The organism is Shimia sp. (genome assembly GCF_049116215.1).
Taxonomy (GTDB): Bacteria; Pseudomonadota; Alphaproteobacteria; order Rhodobacterales; family Rhodobacteraceae; genus Shimia.
On the sequence record NZ_JAGDZB010000003.1, the window covers coordinates 519,619 to 536,752 of the forward strand.

The window sequence follows — 17,134 nt, forward strand, 5'->3', positions numbered from 1 at the left end:
ACTGCTACTGCGCGCGCGGCTGCAATGTGGTAACACCCACTGCGGCAGCGCGCGCCAGTTCTTCATCCAGAGACATTGGAATGTACTCGCCACGGCGCCACAGTTGGGCCATGTCGTCGTAAAATCGCGACAGGAAGTGTCCTGATTGTCCGGTGGAGATGATGAACACCGAGCTGTCTGGGTCTGCAAAATCATAGACACCACGATAGCCGGCGGCGTGTACGTTCAGGAATGGATTGGCACCGCTGCCAGCGGTTTTGCCACGTTGCAGGGTGTTGTCACCGCCGGATGTAGATTGGCGGATGTTCACAAAGTACCGTAGAACTGGCACCTTTCCAAGGACTTGGTGGTCGTGGGTGGCTTGGTGCACGTCGCCCCAACGTAGGGCTTCGAGTTGTTGGCCGTAGCGTTCTTCTATCGCGATCAGCGCATCGTCCAACGCCATGCGGGCCATGTCGGCACAGGTTTCTTTTGGTGCGCTTTGGCGCACGTTGCACCACTCTGCTGCGCCGCCAACATTGCGGAACACACGTTCGATGAAGAGCGGCTCAACGTGGGTGAATTCATCTGCCAGCGGGCCGAGGTCGTCACGGATCAGGCGGTCCTGCAGGGCGCGGGTCCAGGCGGCGTAGATCAACGGCTCCGGCATATGTTCGTTCATTTCGCCGTTCCATTCTGACAGCAACGTAAGAGCACGTTGGCGTTGGCGTTCGCGGGAGCCTTCCGGGGCAGCCTCGCCAGTGAACCAGAGGTCTGCGCCAATCAATGGGAGTAGGGCGCGGGCGGAAAAGCTGACGGTGTCCAGCTGGGCCTCGATGAAGCTGTCCCGGGTGTGCACACGGCGGGATTGCATCAGAAGGGTCCAGCGTTGGATGCGCTGGCTGTCGCCCCAAACGTGGGAAATATGCGCGGGGAACGGGCGCTCAACCAGTTTGTTGTTGGTGTTGCCGACGATGCCTCCAACCGGCTCGATAAAGGACGGATTGGCGGCGGTATCCAGCGTGCCTTGCCAGCGGTTCTCTGCGCGCCAACCGAGGGCGGGCAGGCGGCCCTGGCTTTGATGTCTGGCATCGCGTTTGGGCAGAGCACCTATCAACTTCATGCCGATGTTTTCACGATCTGCGAGAGTCAGTGTGAGACCAGGCGCAATATGGCCTTTGGTGGCTTCCATGCCATCTTCGACCGAGGTCGCAAACATCAATGCCATCAAGGCACTTGTTGATGTGTCTCGTGGGCTTAGCGCTGTCCAGTTTAAGGCTGCGACATGGCCTGGAGGTGTAATTGAGTTCAGGTTGAAATCGGATCCTGGCAGGACAGGACCATTGTCGGTCCAGCGCAGCGTCAGGGTAATTGGTGCACTGTCTTTGATGGTGACAATGGATTTACGGGTGGCAAACGGTTTGAAGCCGTTTGGGGTGCGGTAGTTTTCCGAATTGGTCGGATCAAGCTCCTCGATCATAATGTCTTGATCGTCGACATAGGCCGCTGTGACACCCCAGCCAAGATCGTTGCTGCGACCTGCCAGAACTACCGGAATACCGGGAATTGTGGCGCCAATTACGCCTCCGGAAGAGAGCTCTAAGCGGGCGAGGTACCAAATGGCAGGCGCAGACAAGCCGAGGTGCGGATCGTTGGCCAGAAGGGTACCTCCGGAGGCGCTTCGGTTTGGTGCTGCGGCCCAGGCGTTGGACGCGCCGGAGAGGCTTGGCAGGGCAAATGGTGAGAGCGGGTGCTCCGGCAGTGGCGTGCTTTTGGCAAACTTTCGCGTGTTGGGCACAAGGCTGGAATATTCGGGTAGCGCGGCGATGCCGGTGCCAGGCGCGTCCGGCAAGATGTCGACAAGGCGGGCCTGATCCGGCAGCGCCAGCGAGGTGCGGGCGCGCAGCACTTCGAATTGCATATGGCCGGTGAGCTGAAGTGCCATGAGTTTTTGCAAGGCGATGGAGTCCGATGGTTGCCACGGAGCAAAGCTTTGTTTGAACAGGAACAATTCAGGAGCGCCGCGTCCTAAGGCTTCGGTATTCACTTCGTCGATGCGGGCGTTGACGCCACGTGCGTAGGCCTCAAGTGCCGCGAGTGTTTCGTCATCTTGCACACGCACGGACTGGCGCGCGGCACCGGCCAAGTCAAAACGGCGCATGAGTTTGTCGATGTCTAGAGTACGCGGACCAAAAACTTCGGAGAGTCGGCCTTGCACCGTGCGGCGCAGGGTTAGCATTTGCCACAGACGGTCCTGCGCGTGGGCATAGCCAAGACCAAAGAAGACATCTTCGTCGGATTCGCCAAAGATGTGTGGCACGTTGGCATTATTGCGCACAATTTCCACGGGATCTGTGATGCCAGCGACAGATAGAGATTTGTCGTAGGTTGGCAGACTGCGCGAGGCGAGGAAGTAGATTAGTGCGACACCAAGCACACATAGAATCACCAGGCCGCTCGCGATCCGCAAAAGCCATTGAAAGAATGTGGTCATAGGGCTGCCCTTGTTTGTTCTTGCCTTCTGCTTGCGCAGGCGAGACAAGTATTACGACAATAGACAGTTGGGGAAAAGACGATGGCAAAAGTTGCCTTTTTGGGTCTGGGTGTAATGGGCTATCCGATGGCGGGCCACTTGGTGAAGGCCGGTCACGAAGTGACTGTTTTCAATCGCACAACCGCCAAGGCGGAGGCCTGGGCAAAGGAACATGGCGGGGCGTTTGGTGTGACACCACAAGAGGCCGTTCAGGGTGCGGATTTTGTGATGTGCTGTGTTGGCAATGACGATGACCTGCGCCAGGTCTGCATTGGTAAGAATGGTGCGTTTGATGGCATGGCGGCTGATGCGATTTTTGTCGATCACACCACGGTGTCGGCCAAGGTCACTGCAGAGCTGTTTGAAGCGGGCAAAGCGCAAGGCATCGCCTTTGTGGACGCGCCTGTGTCCGGTGGACAGGCTGGGGCCGAAAATGGCGTTCTGTCGATCATGTGTGGCGGGGATCAAGTCAGCTATGAAGCTGCGGAGCCGGTGATGCAGGCTTATGGGCGGTCGATCAAGCGCTTGGGCGAGAGCGGCGCGGGTCAGCTGACCAAGATGGTGAACCAAATTTGTATTGCCGGTTTGGTGCAAGGCCTGTCCGAGGGGCTGCATTTTGCCGAAAAAGCTGGGTTGGACAGCCGTGCCGTGGTGGACGTGATTGCCGGTGGCGCGGCTGGCAGTTGGCAGATGCAGAACCGCTATGAGACCATGATCGACGATGAGTTTGAGCACGGGTTTGCGGTGGACTGGATGCGCAAAGACCTTGGGATTTGCCTGTCGACCGCGGATGAGGTGGGCGCGAGCCTGCCAGTCACCGCATTGGTGGATCAGTTTTACAAAGACGTGCAGAAACAGGGCGGCGGGCGTTGGGATACGTCAAGCTTGATCAAGCGCCTGCGCGCGATGGGCTAAGCACGCCGGATTGGCGCATCAAGGTCTGTGCCATGTCCCAATACGGCGTCCCATCTGGGGCGTCGTCAGAAAACAATGCGTGCACCGGCGCGTTGTGACCTTTCCTCTGGCAGATTTGGATGTCGATGGGCGCTTTGGCTTGCGCAATAAGAGGCGCGAGGATGTCGCGATTTCCGGTGGGCACGATGCGGTCTTCGCAGCTGTGCAGCATGAGGCAAGGCGGCGCGTTTTTTGTAAGCGCCCAAGGGTTTTGCAACGTGGCGCCCAGGGCGATCACGCAGGCTGGTTTTTCAAATCGTGGCAGGTTGGCATGCGGAAAGACCAAGGACAGACCAAGGACAGACCAACCATGCCGCCTGCGGAGATGCCGATAAGACCTATGGACAGATCGCTGAAATTCTGTGGCGATTGCGGACTTCTGAGAAACTCAAAAGCTGCACCAACATCCGTCCGTGCGGCTTCAAACCGTGGACCCATCAGGTTGTATTGCAGTGCGAGGCCGCAGGCTTTGGCGCGGCAGCGGTTGGCATAGACTTGTCGGCGAATTGGAACAGGCAGCTCAGTGTCATGGGTGCCAAGGCGATAGCTGATCGACGCCATAGCCACGCCAAGACCGGTCAATTTGCGTGCAAGCCTTTCAGCTGGCGGTCCAAGACGGTCGCCTTTTAGAAACCCACCGCCATGCACAAAGAGCATCAGGCCAGTTGGTAATTTGTCATTTGGCAGAAACAGATCGAGCGCGAGGGTGTGGCCCGCGCGCTCGACATAGGGGATGTCCGGGAACTCCAGCATTGCCAAAGACGTCAGAGGCTTATGGGATGATGCGGGTGTATTTGATGCCTTCCAGAGTGGCGCCGATCTTCAACCCCGCTTGACCAAAGATCACAGCAATGACCGGGGCCAAAAGGTTGGTTGTTTCCGCTGAAATATTGGCGCCTTCGTTGGCAACCACATATTGAACACCAGCACCGGCAGCCCAACCGTTGGAACTGCGGAATTCGGAAAGCGCGCCATCGGTCATGAAGAAGAGCACGTGGGCGTGTTGTTGTGCGCCCAGTTGCAGGCCAACGCTGCCTTTGGTGGCGGAGTAGTAGTCCACGGTCACATCGTCGATGCGAAGGGCGCCACGGCCGTAGCCACCGCCGAAGCCAAACCCAGCTTCGGTGATCAGTGGCATAACCAACATACCGGTCGATTTTGCCTTCAGGTCCAATGTGTTCGGATACTCGGTAAACAGATAATCCAATGTGGTGTCTGCGCGCGCATCAATCTCGCTTGAGGCGTTGGATCCTACACCGTTACCGCAGGCAGCGGTCAATCCTGCCGCAGCCAGTCCGGTCAGCGCAAAGCCGCGCCGTGTCAAATTGCTCATGGTCTTTTGCCCATATGTGTTGTTCTGCTCATACCACCGGTTTTTTTTGATCCGGTTTGGCAATAGTATAGTCGGCGCAGTGTTCGATGTCACGAAAACTGCGCCAATTCCCTATATTTTGTGCGGTTTTTGTTTATTTTCCCGCCAGTTTGCGGGCCACGGCTGGCGCAAAGTAGGTCAGGATACCGTCACATCCGGCGCGTTTGAATGCCATCAAGCTTTCGAGCATGGCTTTGTCACCGTCAATCCAACCGTTTTGCGCGGCGCCGGTAATCATCGCGTATTCGCCGGACACCTGATAGGCGAAGGTGGGTACCCCAAATTCGTTTTTCACGTCTCGGCAAATGTCCAAGTAGGGCATGCCCGGTTTGACCATGACCATGTCGGCCCCTTCTGAGAGGTCACGCGCAACAAGACGCAGCGCCTCGTCAGCATTGGAAGGGTCCATTTGATAGGTTGTCTTGTCGCCTTTGAGGGCGCCGGACGCGCCAACAGCGTCTCGGAAAGGGCCATAAAAGGCGCTGGCGTATTTGGCGGCGTAGCTCATTAGCATCACGTTTTGGAAACCGCTGGCTTCTAGGGCGTTTCGAATGGCGCCAATGCGATTGTCCATCATGTCAGACGGACCAATGATGTCTGCGCCAGCCTCCGCTTGGGACAGCGCTTGTTTGACGAGGGCGTCCACAGTGGCGTCATTGACAATTTCGCCGTCCACCACAAAACCGTCATGCCCATTGATGTTGTAGGGGTCCAGCGCGACGTCGGTCATCACTGCAATCTCTGGCACGGCGTCTTTGATCGCGCGGGTGGCGCGGTTGGAGAGGTTGTCCGGGTTCCAGGCCTCTGCACAATCCTCGGTTTTCAGCGAAGGATCGGTGTAGGGAAACAGACAGATCACCGGAATACCAAGGTCTGCGGCCTCGCGCGCGACCTCGACGATCTTATCCACGGAGCGGCGGTAAACACCAGGCATGGAGGGAATAGGCTCTTCCACCCCTTCGCCATCACGCACAAATACCGGCCAGATCAGGTCATCCACGGTCAGCGTGTTCTGACGCACAAGGCCGCGCACAGCAGCAGATTGGCGGGTGCGGCGCAGGCGCGAGGTTGGGAATGGCGCAGGCGTGTGGGTCATAGGATGCTCCGTAAATTTGCAACATCAGAGGTGCCACGGATTTTACCACACCTCAAGGCTAGGAATTGCCGCAGGGGCGCGGTATGTGAGTTAAAATTCTAAAGGGCAGTGAAGACTTTGGACCTGAGCCAAACTATTTTTGAACTCATCGATATGCGCAGCTTCAGCAACCTCTGGTTCTGGATTGCGCTGGCGGTTTTCTGGTCCACGGCCAGCCATTGGGTGTTGGGGGTGCCGTGGGATTCTGTGCTGCGTGCAAAACGCAATGGCTGTCAGGCGGAGATTGACCTTCAAGACTTGGTGCGGATCAATTGCAATCGATTGCTGCACATTGCAGATGTGTCCGGCCTCTTTCTGATCGGCGGCGGCTGTTTTGCACTGACAGGCCTGGCGGGCGTCGGTTTTGGCTACAATGTGGAATTTGCGCAGGCGGTGTTCCTGCTGATGTTTCCGATGAGCATTGTCAGTTTGCTGAGTGTCCGGTTGGCACGGCGTATCCGGGCAGAAGCCCCATCATCCGTTGATCTCAGAAAGCGGTTGGCGCGACACCGGTTTTGGGTGCAGTTTATCGGGATGATTTCAATTTTTGTGACCTCGCTTTGGGGTATGTTTCAGAACTTCCAAATCTCTCCTCTTGGGTGAGGTCACCCCGTAACACTATAAAATTGGACGGTTAATCCGATGAAAGACGTGCAGCACATCTCCGTGGGTGGGGCTCCTGAAGGCTTTGACGCTAAGCTGATCCTGAATGAGGTGGCCAAGAGCAACGGCCCGGTGGTGCATGTGGCGCGTGACGATAAGCGCATGGCAGCCACACGGGCGGCGTTGGAATTTTTCCAACCCGACATGCCTGTTATTGTGTTTCCGGGGTGGGATTGTCTGCCTTATGATCGCGTGTCTCCAAATGCCGACATTTCCGCGACACGTATGGCGACCATGGCCGGTTTGGTGCATGACATGCCTAGCCAATTTGTGCTGCTGACCACGCTCAATGCGGCGACGCAGCGGGTGCCAGCGCGCAAGGTGTTGAAAGAGGCGGCATTTCGGGCACAGGTCGACCAGCGAGTGGACGAAGAGGCGCTGCGCCAGTTTTTGGTGCGTATGGGCTTCACACAGGCACCAACCGTGATGGAACCGGGGGATTACGCAATCCGAGGCGGGATCATCGATATTTTCCCGCCGGGTGACAGTGGCCCGGTGCGGCTAGATTTTTTTGGTGATGTTTTGGATGGCGTGCGGCGGTTTGATCCGGCGACCCAGCGGACCACGGAAACGCTCGACATGATCGAGCTTGCGCCGGTCAGCGAGGTCATTCTGGATGACCCGGCGATCACGCGGTTTCGGCAGAATTACCGCATCGAGTTTGGGGCCGCTGGCACAGATGATCCACTGTATGAAGCGATCAGTGCAGGTCGCAAACATCAGGGTGTGGAGCACTGGCTGCCGTTTTTTCACGAGAAACTGGAAACGCTGTTTGATTACCTGCCAAATGCCGTGATTTCTGTGGATGATCAATCAGATGCGGCGCGCCTTTCGCGTTGGGACAGCGTGGCGGATCAATATGAAACCCGCCAACATGCCATGGCACAAAAAGCCCGCATGGATACGGTGTATAAACCGGTGCCTGCGGAGCTGTTGTATTTGGATGACGCTGCGTGGAGTGACGCGATTAAGGGGCGGCGGGTGCTGCATTTCTCGCCGCTGCCGCAAGCGTCCGGCCCAGGTGTGATTGATGCTGGTGGGCGCATAGGACGGAATTTCTCTCCTGAGCGCCAGCAAGAAACCGTCAGTCTTTTCGGGGCTCTCGCAGATCATATTCGCAAAAAGCAGGCGGATGGGCCGGTGGTTGTGGCGAGCTACTCCGAGGGCGCGCGAGAGCGTGTGAGCGGGCTGATTGAAGACGAAGGTCTGGCGGAAACCATTCACATCAAAGACGCAAAAAACATCGGGAAAACCGGTCTGTACTTAGCGGTTTTGGCGTTGGAACATGGGTTTGAAACACCGTCCATGACGGTGATCTCCGAGCAAGATGTTTTGGGTGATCGCCTGATCCGGGCGCCGCGCAAAAAGAAGCGGGCCGAAAACTTCTTGACCGAGACCCAATCATTGAGCCCAGGTGACTTGGTGGTGCATGTCGACCACGGCGTTGGGCGGTATTTGGGGCTGGAAGTGGTCACCGCGGCTGGGGCTGCGCATGAGACCATCGCGCTGGAATATGCAGAAAGTGCAAAGCTTTATCTGCCGGTTGAAAACATTGAGCTGTTATCAAAGTACGGCCACGATGAGGGGTTGCTCGATCGCCTTGGCGGCGGCGCGTGGCAGGCCAAGAAAGCAAAGCTGAAAGAGCGCATCCGCGAGATGGCGGACAAGTTGATCCGCGTGGCGGCTGAGCGAGAATTGCGCAGGGCGCCGGTGCTTGAGGCGCAACATCATGCTTGGGAAGAATTCTCCGCCCGGTTCCCGTATCAGGAAACCGAGGATCAGCTGAGTGCAATTGGCGATGTGATCGGCGACCTGGCGTCCGGACGGCCCATGGATCGGCTTGTTTGCGGTGATGTGGGCTTTGGCAAAACCGAGGTTGCGATGCGGGCCGCTTTTGTGGCGGCGATGTCTGGCCAACAGGTGGCAGTGGTGGCGCCGACCACCTTGTTGGCGCGACAACACGCCAAAGGGTTTGCGGAAAGGTTCCGTGGATTCCCCTTGGAAGTCAGAGCTTTGTCGCGGTTTGTTTCAGCCAAGGAAGCGGAGAAAACACGTGACGGCATTGCACGCGGGACCGTTGATATTGTGGTGGGCACCCATGCGCTTTTGGCCAAGAGCATCCGGTTCAAAGACCTCGGGTTGCTGATCATTGATGAGGAACAGCACTTTGGTGTGGCACATAAAGAGCGGCTCAAGCAGATGCGCAGCGATGTACATGTACTGACATTGACGGCGACGCCAATCCCTCGAACTTTGCAATTGAGCTTGTCTGGTGTGCGCGATCTGTCGATCATTGGCACGCCACCGGTGGACCGTTTGGCGATCCGAACCTACGTGAGTTCCTTTGATGCGGTCACCGTGCGTGAGGCCTTGTTGCGGGAGCATTATCGCGGGGGGCAGAGTTTCTACGTTGTGCCGCGGATCAGCGACTTGCCTGAAATTGAAGAGTTTTTACGCGACCATGTGCCAGAAGTCAGTTTTGTCACGGCGAGCGGTCAGATGGCGGCTGGGGAACTCGATGACCGTATGAATGCCTTTTACGACGGCAAGTACGACGTGCTTTTGGCAACAACAATTGTGGAAAGCGGGTTGGATATTCCAACCGCGAACACAATGATTGTGCATCGCGCGGATATGTTTGGGTTGGCGCAGCTGTATCAAATCCGGGGACGGGTTGGGCGCTCCAAGACGCGGGCCTATGCCTATATGACCACCAAGCCGCGGGCAAAGTTGACACAAGCTGCGGAAAAACGGCTGCGGGTTTTGGGGTCTTTGGACACGCTAGGAGCTGGATTTACCCTTGCTTCTCAAGACCTTGATATTCGTGGTGCAGGTAACCTGCTGGGCGAGGAGCAGTCTGGTCAGATGCGCGATGTGGGCTATGAGCTTTACCAGTCGATGCTGGAAGACGCGATTGCCAAGATCAAGACAGGTGAGCTTGAAGGCTTGTCGGAAGGCGATGATCAATGGGCGCCTCAGATCAATCTTGGCGTGCCTGTTCTGATCCCGGATACCTATGTACCGGATCTGGATGTGCGGCTTGGTCTTTACCGTCGCCTGAGTGGGTTGCAGGGCAAGGTGGAGCTGGAAGGCTTTGCTGCGGAGTTGATCGACCGGTTTGGCAAATTGCCCAAAGAGGTCAACACCTTGCTTCTGATCGTGCGGATCAAAGAGATGTGCAAGAAGGCTGGTATTGCCAAGTTGGATGGCGGTCCCAAAGGCGCGACTATTCAGTTCCACAACGACAAGTTTGCCTCGCCCCAGGGGCTGGTCGAGTTCATTCAGGATCAGAAAGGCCTCGCCAAGGTCAAGGACAACAAAATTGTTGTGCGTCGGGATTGGAAGAAGTCCTCAGACAAGATCAAAGGCGCGTTTGCGATTGCCCGGGATCTGGCGCAGAAAGTTGTCGACGAGAAGAAACGCAAGAAGACAAAAGCTGCCATATAGCGCGTCGGTATTGCGTCTGTATCGCGGCTGTTTTGCGAAGGTGCAATTTCGCCGCGTTTGGCCTGGGGCGCTGCCCCCAAACCCCCGGGATAATTTTGGTCAAATGAAGCTTTGGGTCAGTCCAGACGCAGGCGTGCAATGGCGTATAGCAGCAGACAGAGGCAGAGGGCGGCTGCGGTCAGGAATGGTGCGCGCAGGGCAAGCTCGCGGCTTAATGTCGGTTCCAGAAGCGCGACCATGGCGCCGGCGGCGAGAGCACCCAGTGGCATGCTGCCCCAGCCAAAGAAGCGATAAATGCTGTTTGCGCGGCCCAGAAGCTCGGTTGGGATGCGACGTTGCCGCCAGGAGACCGTGATTACATTCCACAGCATGGAAGCGGCCATAACCGAGAACAGCGCTAGGGCCACTGGTACAGCAGAGCTGCTGAGACCGATGGTGGCATTACCGATGCTCCAGGTTGCGATAGAGGCGTAGAGGCAGGCTTGCGTGCCGAACCATTGCACCAGTTTGGGGGCGGTGAGACTGCCAGTGATGGCCCCAAGCGCGGCAATTGACAGTAGAAAGCCATATTGCGTGGCGCTGAGGTCCAATACCTCTTGGGCATAGAGGACCTGAACGGTCATTGTGCCCATGGCGATGAAATTGGCGCAGCCCAGCACAATGGCGAGGCGCAGAAGCAGGCGGTCGGAGCGCATGAAGGCGATGCCTTCTTTTAAAGCGCCAAAGAAGTTCTGTTGGACCTTGGGACGTGGGGCGAGGCTGATCATCCAGACGAGGCCTGCGGCCAAAACGAGCGCCGCAATATCGAGGCCAAAGGGCAGGGCGACGCTGGAGGCGATCAAGAAGCCTGCAAGTGGTGGGCCAATGAATTGACCGGTTAATTGTTCGACGCTCCACATCTGGCCATTAGCGGATTCGAGATCAGAGGGGGTGACGATGTCCGGCAGGATGGTTTGGGCGGCGTTGTCGCGCAGGACCTCGGCGGCGCCCAGAAGGAAAGTGAGGGCAGCCAGCAGCCAGATGGCGCCTGGGCCAGGCGCGCTAAGCGCCAGCCAGAGGATGGCGCCCACAAGGGAGGCACGTAGAAGATCAGCCCGCGCGATGAGTTTGCGGCGGTCTACTTGATCGGCGATCACGCCCGCTGGCAAGGCAAAGAACAGCCAGGGCAGTCGCCCGGCGGCGGCAACAGCGGCGATGGCAACGGGGTCGCGCGTCAGCAGGGTCGCCAGCCACGGGATGGCCAGCATAACCAACCCGTCGCCCAGATTGGTCAGGGCGCCGGAGGCAAAGAGTAGTCGGAAATTGCGATTGCGGAGGATGAGGGTGCTGGCCATACGGGGAGTGTCCCGTACAGCTAGCGGATGTGCAAGCGGCTTTAGGCAGCGATGGAGCGCGCTTCGATGCGACGCATGTGTAGCATCAGCAAGAAGCCCATCAGAGCCAAGGTCCCCACAGAGATCACCAGCGGCAAAGGTGTGCCGTTAAAAGCGAGGCTGATCGGCGCCGCAAGGATGACGCCAAAGATGGTCGAGAGCGCGCCCATCACTGACGCAGCGGTGCCCGCCATATGCCCCAAGGGTTCCATCGCCATAGCGTTGAGATTGCCGATGGTCAGGCCTATCGAGAAGAATACGGTCAACTGCCACAGTGCAAAGGCGTAAAACTGCATGTTCAGATCAGGCATCGCCAAACACAGAACCATGATAAAGGCGCAGATGATTTTGCCTGCCACCGCAACTGTGACAAGGAAACGCATCCCCAGTTTCATCACCAGTTTGGCATTGAGGAAGCTTGCGGTGCCAGAGACCAAAGCGATGCCTGCAAACCAATAGGGAAACTCTGAGGCGCGGTCATAGGTCTGGTCATAGACCAGCTGGACAGTGCCAATGAGGGCAAACAGGCTGCCCATGATCAGAGATTGCACCAGAATAGAGGTGCGCACGGCGGGAATACTCCACATTTCGCGCAGACCCGCTAGGAGTTTGGCGATGCTAAAGGGGCGACGGTGATCGACGGGCAGAGGCTCTGGCAAGCGGATGCTGATCCACGCCACTGACAGCATGGAGAACGCCATGAAAGCCACGAAGATGCCGCGCCATGAGGAGAAATCGATGATGATTTGGCCTAGAAGAGGCGCGATGGCAGGCACCAATGTGAACACCATCATTACAAAAGACATGATGCGTGCCATGTCGCGACCAGAGAACAGGTCGCGGACAATGGCGAGCGTTACCACCCGAGGACCAGCAGCGCCCATGCCTTGGAAAAGGCGCGCGGCGAGCAGCCATTCCAGTGTTTGGCTTTGGTAGCCAATGAAGGCACAGAGTGTGTAAATCACCGCGCCGGAGATCAGCACTGGCTTACGGCCAAAGCGATCTGACAGCGGGCCAGTGAAAAACGTGCCAATGCCCATGCCCAACACAAAGGACATGACAATCAGAGTTTCGGTGTTGTGGCTGCCCGGGCTGAGCTCGGCGGCGATTTGCGGCAAGGCTGGGAGCATGGCGTCAATCGAAAACGCAATGGTGGCAAACATCATCGCGCAGAGGGCAATGAATTCGACCTGCGTCATCGGCAGATTGTCTTTGGTCATGACATGCTCCGTCAAAAAAAGCTCATGCAGGCAAGAGGACAGCACGCGAAAGCGGCGCTGTTCAAACTCTGGCCTACACCAGTTGGGTGATCGTGCTTGAGTGGTCAGGCCGCAGAATGGCGGGTCGACCTGGCTAAGTTAGCGTGGGGCGTTGTGGTTCACAAGTGAAGAATGAACGGTGGTTCAGGTCTCACTCAGCGGCGTTTTGCGCCTTTAGGTCGGCCATCACGCGGCGCCACAATTCGGCGGGTTGTGCGCCGGGCACCGCATGTTGGTTGGCCACAATGAAGGTTGGCACCGAATTCACCCCCATCTCGCGGCTATGCGCATCGCGTTTTTGGATGTCTTCCACGTCGGCATCAGACTCCAGCAGTTTGCGCACCATCGCGGCGTCCATGCCTGCGCTGTCTGCAATGTCTGCCAGAACGTCGATGTCACCAATGTCACGGCCGTCTTTGAAATAGGCGGCGAACAATGCATCCACCACGGCGTTTTGCTTTTTCTCGATGCCAGCCCAATGGATCAAGCGGTGGGCGTTGATGGTGTTGGGGGTGCGTTTGATGGCGGCAAAGTTGATCTCCAAACCTTCGTCGCGCGCGTGTTGTTCAATCTCGGAGTAGACTTTTACGGCATTGTCTTTGCCGCCAAATTTGGTTTCCAGATATTCGCGACGGTCCATGCCCTCGGCAGGCATATCCGGGTTGAGCTGAAACGGGTGCCACTCAATGACAAATGGATGGTCCCCTTCGGCTTCCAAAGCTTTCATCAGGCGGGTTTTGCCAATCAGGCACCACGGGCAGATCGGGTCGGAGATGATGTCGAGTTTGATCATGTGGAAGCCTTGAATAATTCGCGCAGGGCGCGACGGTTGAGTTTGCCATTGGCGTTGGTGGGCAACGCGGGCAGGCGTTGGTAAAGCCGAGGCTGCTTGTAACGCGCAAGATGGGTCTCCGCAAAGGCTTTCAGCGCGTCCTCCACGAGATCGTGATCAGACGTATAGAAAGCGGCGATGATGTGGGTGTCGGCTTTGACCTCCACATCGGTTACCGCGATGGAACTGATCTCCGGAAATGGCAGGAGTGCTGCCTCGACTTCAAGTGGCGAAACGCGGAAACCACCGGCGTTCATCATATCGTCTGCGCGGCCGAGGTAAGTGACGTGACCGTCATCGTCCATTTGGCCAAGATCGCCCGTGAGGAACCAATCGCCTTGAAACCGCGCAGCGGTCTCTTCGGGGGCATTGAGGTAGCCCAGCATCAGGCCGGGGTCTGATTTGTGTACGGCGATGGTGCCGGGGGTGTCGTGAGGCACCGGGCCGGTGCTGTCCAGAATGGCGATCTTGCGGCCGGTTTGAGGGCGACCCAAAGTGCCTTTTGGCGCAGGGTGAGCCGGGCTGGCCGAAAGGAAGGTCGAGCATTCGGACATGCCAAAAGCTTCGAAGAGTTTCGTTCCGGTGGCTGCATTCCATTGGGTGCGTAAAGTTTCGGAGAGCTTTTCGCCGGCACAGAGACCGTGGCGCAGGTCTGGCAGCGCAGGATTGTCACATGTTGCGAGTATTTTGCGGTAGACACCTGGTGCTGCGGCAAACAGGGTTGCATGGCTCTCCCGTAGGCGGTGTGGCAAGTCCTGAGGCGCGGTGTTTGGCGCTGGGATCAGCGCGGTGGCGCCTTTGGTCCAGGGGTCCATCAAGCCAGTGCCAAGTGTGAAGGTCCAGTTGAAGGCGCCGGCGTGCAGGAGGCGGTCGTCTTCGTGCAGATCGTACCAGCCCTCAAACATCATCTGGCGTGCCCAAATTGCGCGATGTGCGTGCTCCACCGCTCGGGGAATACCAGAGGTGCCAGACGTATAAATGATGTAGGCGGGACGGTTGGGGTCGCCAAAGGCAAAATCAGCAGCGGGAAGGGTGTGAAATTCAAGAAGAGTTTGTGTTGTCAGTGTGTTGGGTTGTGGCTTTGAAGTTGTTGCAACCTCAGGGTCATGCAAAATGGCCGCTGGAGACAGTGTTTCCACCATCTTTGTGACTTCAGCTTCGGTAAGTTGAGAGGACGTTGGAACGGGGATCAAACCAACAGCGATGCAAGCCAGATAGGAAATTGGGAACTCCACCGTATTGCCAAGGCGCATCAGGACCCGGTCACCGGGGGTAAGACCGGACCGCAAAAGACCGGTTCCTGTGCCAAGGATGGCAGACTTCAGAGCGCCGAAGGTCCAGCTTTCAGTACTCTCGGACGATAAGATACGGAGAGCCTCTTTGTCCGCCAAACGATCCGCATGGCGCAGCACATGGGCGGCCATGTTGAAAGACGTGGGACAGGGTGGCGGTGGGCCTTGGTCAAAGATTGAGCACATAAGGTTGGCGTATGCAGCAAACGCAATGGGTGCAAGAGAAACGTGGCGGTTGCCAGTGCATGGTTGCGCACGGTAGAAGCGCGGCATGAGCTCAAAAGACCCAAAATCGTTGATCAAGATCGCGCGTGAGAACGGCGGGCAGGATCATGTCGAACCGCTTGACCTTGGTGAACGCGTGCGCGAATTGCGCAAAGCCCGTAAGTGGACGTTGGAGCAAGCGGCCAGTCAGGCTGGTCTGGCACGGTCAACCCTGTCCAAAATTGAAAACGGCCAGATGTCCCCCACCTATGATGCGGTGAAAAAGCTGGCGGTCGGGTTGGAAATCTCTGTGCCGCAGTTGTTTACCGCGCCAATCAAAGATCAGGTCAACGGCCGTATGGCGTTGGTGAAGTCCGGTGAGGGCACGCGCCAGGTTACCACCACGTATGAACATGAATTGTTGGCGGAAGGGCTGCGCAAGAAGGCGATGCTTCCGTATCGGGCACGGGTTCGGGCGCGGTCGATGGAAGAGTTTGACGGCTGGGTGCGCCACGACGGCGAAGAGTTTTTGTACGTGTTGACCGGTGTGGTCATGCTTTACACCGAGTTTTATGAGCCTGTCGAAATGCGGCGCGGTGACAGCGCCTATTATGACGGTTCCATGGGCCACAATGTGGTCTCCGTGAGCGCAGATGATGCGACAATCCTCTGGGTGACGTCGCTCGCATAAATGCCTGTTTGGGCAGGTGTTTTTGACTAATTTTCACCAAATTCCACAGTTTTTGCAGATAGCGAAAATTGTAATGATTGATTGCACGTATTTTTAACAACGATTGGGGCATTCCTGAGGGGCACTTACATTTGGAGCCAGAATGGAACCTCAAGAAAGAATCGGGCTTGCGAGCCTGACAAAGATGGCGTTTGACGGCGTTGATCTTCAGCCTCTGCGTACTGAGTTGCTGAGCAAAGTGTTCACCGGAAAAGATGCGGATGGCATCTTTATGGATCTGTCGGTGATAGATCAGCTGCAGGGCAACCGTGCGGCGGGATTGGCTTGGCAGGAAGAAGCGCTTAAGCGGCAACAGATTTTCAGCACAAAGAAGAGTGACGCTGCGCGCACCAAATTGCTGGTGTTTGCGGAGCCAAGCCATATTGGCGGCAACACGCCCATCGAGTTCCTATTGCAGGACGCGGATGTTGAGATCCTCACATATTATCTGAACGTAGACAGTGACGCGCAAATTGATCTGCCCGCACATGATGTGGCGTTTTGTGCGGCCCCTGCGGACAGTGTGAAAGCCATGGCTTTCCAAGCCAAGGTCCGGGCTTTGACCGAAGCGGCTGGCACCAAAGTGGTGAACTTACCGGTTGGTCAGGTGGATCTGGAGCGTGACACGCTTGAAAAAATGTTTGCTGGCAAAGGCGGGCTGACACTCCCCAAAACACAACGCTTTGAGCGTGTGGAACTGCAAGGCGATGCGGGCGAGGAGCGCTTGGCGGTGCTTGGCGATTATCCCTATGTGGTGCGACCTGTGGGCAGCCATGCGGGCGAAGGTCTGGTACTGATCGAAAGCCAAACTGCGCTTGCGGCCTATTTGGCGGAACGTACAGAGGCAACATTCTATGTCTCAGAGTTCATCCCTTATGCCACACAAGAAGATGGCTTTTACCGTAAGTATCGCGTGATTTTTGTCGATGGGCAGCCGTTCCCTTGTCATATGGCCATCGCGGACCAATGGGACCTTTGGTACTTGAACGCACGCATGGAAGAGTTTGCTGAAAAGAGAGCGGAGGAATCCGCCTGGATGGACAGTTTCGACCGCTCGTTTGCCACCCGCCACGAGTCAGGGTTTGGCGCACTGACCGAAGCAATTGACCTGGACTATTTTGGTGTCGACTGCGCCGAAGACCCGGAAGGCAATCTGGTGGTGTTTGAGGCGGACAACGCGCTGATCGTACATGATATGGATGACGAAGAGGTTTTTCCCTACAAAAGCAAACACATGAACCGCATATTTGATGCGTTCGAAACCTTGCTTGAGAAAAATCGGCGTGAGAAAACATCCGTCGAAACACCTGACCCCAAGCCAACGCGGCGATTGTCGTAAGTGAATTATCAAGGCGCTCCGG

At 57.0% G+C, this 17,134-nt stretch carries 14 protein-coding genes; 5 read left to right on the forward strand and 9 right to left on the reverse strand.

Translation table 11 applies throughout. From position 1 onward, the window contains the following. Positions 1 to 4: 4 nt before the first annotated feature. Complete coding sequence (locus JXR15_RS11140; RefSeq protein ID WP_422053297.1) at positions 5 to 2,473, reverse strand: penicillin acylase family protein; 2,469 nt, start codon at positions 2,471 to 2,473, stop codon at positions 5 to 7. An 81-nt stretch (positions 2,474 to 2,554) separates the two neighbouring features. On the opposite strand from JXR15_RS11140, the gene JXR15_RS11145 reads away from it, so the two are divergent. Beyond that, positions 2,555 to 3,427, forward strand: coding sequence for an NAD(P)-dependent oxidoreductase (locus tag JXR15_RS11145; protein ID WP_422053298.1), 873 nt, complete (start codon positions 2,555 to 2,557; stop codon positions 3,425 to 3,427). On the opposite strand, the gene JXR15_RS11150 is transcribed toward JXR15_RS11145, so the two are convergent. The 4 genes from JXR15_RS11150 to hemB form a co-directional block, all read right to left on the reverse strand. Continuing rightward, positions 3,402 to 3,611: a hypothetical protein gene (locus JXR15_RS11150; RefSeq protein ID WP_422053299.1), complete on the reverse strand. Its 210-nt coding sequence runs from the start codon at positions 3,609 to 3,611 to the stop codon at positions 3,402 to 3,404. The genes JXR15_RS11145 and JXR15_RS11150 overlap by 26 nt on opposite strands. An 89-nt stretch (positions 3,612 to 3,700) precedes the next feature. Continuing rightward, a complete protein-coding gene (locus tag JXR15_RS11155; RefSeq protein WP_422053300.1) occupies positions 3,701 to 4,219 on the reverse strand; it encodes a hypothetical protein in 519 nt (172 codons plus the stop codon). Positions 4,220 to 4,238: 19 nt separating this feature from the next. After that, on the reverse strand, positions 4,239 to 4,799 hold the full coding sequence (locus tag JXR15_RS11160) for a YSC84-related protein (RefSeq protein ID WP_299420329.1): 561 nt from the start codon (positions 4,797 to 4,799) through the stop codon (positions 4,239 to 4,241). A 133-nt stretch (positions 4,800 to 4,932) separates the two neighbouring features. After that, complete coding sequence (gene hemB / locus JXR15_RS11165; RefSeq protein WP_422053301.1) at positions 4,933 to 5,934, reverse strand: porphobilinogen synthase; 1,002 nt, start codon at positions 5,932 to 5,934, stop codon at positions 4,933 to 4,935. A 117-nt stretch (positions 5,935 to 6,051) separates the two neighbouring features. Here hemB and JXR15_RS11170 point away from each other — a divergent pair, with 117 nt between their 5' ends. Further along, on the forward strand, positions 6,052 to 6,576 hold the full coding sequence (locus JXR15_RS11170) for a component of SufBCD complex (RefSeq protein ID WP_422053716.1): 525 nt from the start codon (positions 6,052 to 6,054) through the stop codon (positions 6,574 to 6,576). Positions 6,577 to 6,615: 39 nt separating this feature from the next. Next, the gene (gene mfd / locus JXR15_RS11175; protein ID WP_422053302.1) at positions 6,616 to 10,083 is read left to right on the forward strand and encodes a transcription-repair coupling factor; all 3,468 of its coding nucleotides are present in this window, start codon (positions 6,616 to 6,618) and stop codon (positions 10,081 to 10,083) included. Between the two features lie 116 nt (positions 10,084 to 10,199). Here the strand turns inward: mfd and JXR15_RS11180 are convergent, their stop codons facing one another. The 4 genes from JXR15_RS11180 to JXR15_RS11195 all read right to left on the reverse strand — a co-directional run bounded on the left by JXR15_RS11180 (position 10,200) and on the right by JXR15_RS11195 (position 15,025). After that, positions 10,200 to 11,417: an MFS transporter gene (locus JXR15_RS11180; protein ID WP_422053303.1), complete on the reverse strand. Its 1,218-nt coding sequence runs from the start codon at positions 11,415 to 11,417 to the stop codon at positions 10,200 to 10,202. A gap of 41 nt (positions 11,418 to 11,458) precedes the next feature. Further along, a complete protein-coding gene (locus JXR15_RS11185) occupies positions 11,459 to 12,676 on the reverse strand; it encodes a multidrug effflux MFS transporter (protein WP_422053304.1) in 1,218 nt (405 codons plus the stop codon). 190 nt (positions 12,677 to 12,866) lie between these two features. Continuing rightward, complete coding sequence (locus tag JXR15_RS11190; RefSeq protein ID WP_422053305.1) at positions 12,867 to 13,508, reverse strand: DsbA family oxidoreductase; 642 nt, start codon at positions 13,506 to 13,508, stop codon at positions 12,867 to 12,869. Further along, complete coding sequence (locus JXR15_RS11195) at positions 13,505 to 15,025, reverse strand: class I adenylate-forming enzyme family protein (protein WP_422053306.1); 1,521 nt, start codon at positions 15,023 to 15,025, stop codon at positions 13,505 to 13,507. The genes JXR15_RS11190 and JXR15_RS11195 overlap by 4 nt, the downstream gene beginning before the upstream one ends. Before the next feature lie 85 nt (positions 15,026 to 15,110). Here JXR15_RS11195 and JXR15_RS11200 point away from each other — a divergent pair, with 85 nt between their 5' ends. Then, positions 15,111 to 15,734, forward strand: a complete 624-nt coding sequence (locus tag JXR15_RS11200) for a helix-turn-helix domain-containing protein (protein ID WP_422053307.1) — start codon at positions 15,111 to 15,113, stop codon at positions 15,732 to 15,734. Positions 15,735 to 15,876: 142 nt separating this feature from the next. Further along, a complete protein-coding gene (locus tag JXR15_RS11205; protein WP_422053308.1) occupies positions 15,877 to 17,112 on the forward strand; it encodes an ATP-grasp domain-containing protein in 1,236 nt (411 codons plus the stop codon). Positions 17,113 to 17,134: the final 22 nt, after the last annotated feature.

What these genes read in the sequence shown, in the direction of transcription:
- JXR15_RS11140 (WP_422053297.1), bottom strand. Translation starts at nt 2,473, where the DNA reads ATGACCACATTCTTTCAATGGCTTTTGCGGATCGCGAGCGGCCTGGTG.
- JXR15_RS11200 (WP_422053307.1), top strand. Translation starts at nt 15,111, where the DNA reads ATGAGCTCAAAAGACCCAAAATCGTTGATCAAGATCGCGCGTGAGAAC.
- JXR15_RS11145 (WP_422053298.1), top strand. Translation starts at nt 2,555, where the DNA reads ATGGCAAAAGTTGCCTTTTTGGGTCTGGGTGTAATGGGCTATCCGATG.
- JXR15_RS11205 (WP_422053308.1), top strand. Translation starts at nt 15,877, where the DNA reads ATGGAACCTCAAGAAAGAATCGGGCTTGCGAGCCTGACAAAGATGGCG.
- JXR15_RS11160 (WP_299420329.1), bottom strand. Translation starts at nt 4,799, where the DNA reads ATGAGCAATTTGACACGGCGCGGCTTTGCGCTGACCGGACTGGCTGCG.
- JXR15_RS11185 (WP_422053304.1), bottom strand. Translation starts at nt 12,676, where the DNA reads ATGACCAAAGACAATCTGCCGATGACGCAGGTCGAATTCATTGCCCTC.
- JXR15_RS11180 (WP_422053303.1), bottom strand. Translation starts at nt 11,417, where the DNA reads ATGGCCAGCACCCTCATCCTCCGCAATCGCAATTTCCGACTACTCTTT.
- JXR15_RS11195 (WP_422053306.1), bottom strand. Translation starts at nt 15,025, where the DNA reads ATGTGCTCAATCTTTGACCAAGGCCCACCGCCACCCTGTCCCACGTCT.
- JXR15_RS11155 (WP_422053300.1), bottom strand. Translation starts at nt 4,219, where the DNA reads ATGCTGGAGTTCCCGGACATCCCCTATGTCGAGCGCGCGGGCCACACC.
- JXR15_RS11190 (WP_422053305.1), bottom strand. Translation starts at nt 13,508, where the DNA reads ATGATCAAACTCGACATCATCTCCGACCCGATCTGCCCGTGGTGCCTG.
- mfd (WP_422053302.1), top strand. Translation starts at nt 6,616, where the DNA reads ATGAAAGACGTGCAGCACATCTCCGTGGGTGGGGCTCCTGAAGGCTTT.
- hemB (WP_422053301.1), bottom strand. Translation starts at nt 5,934, where the DNA reads ATGACCCACACGCCTGCGCCATTCCCAACCTCGCGCCTGCGCCGCACC.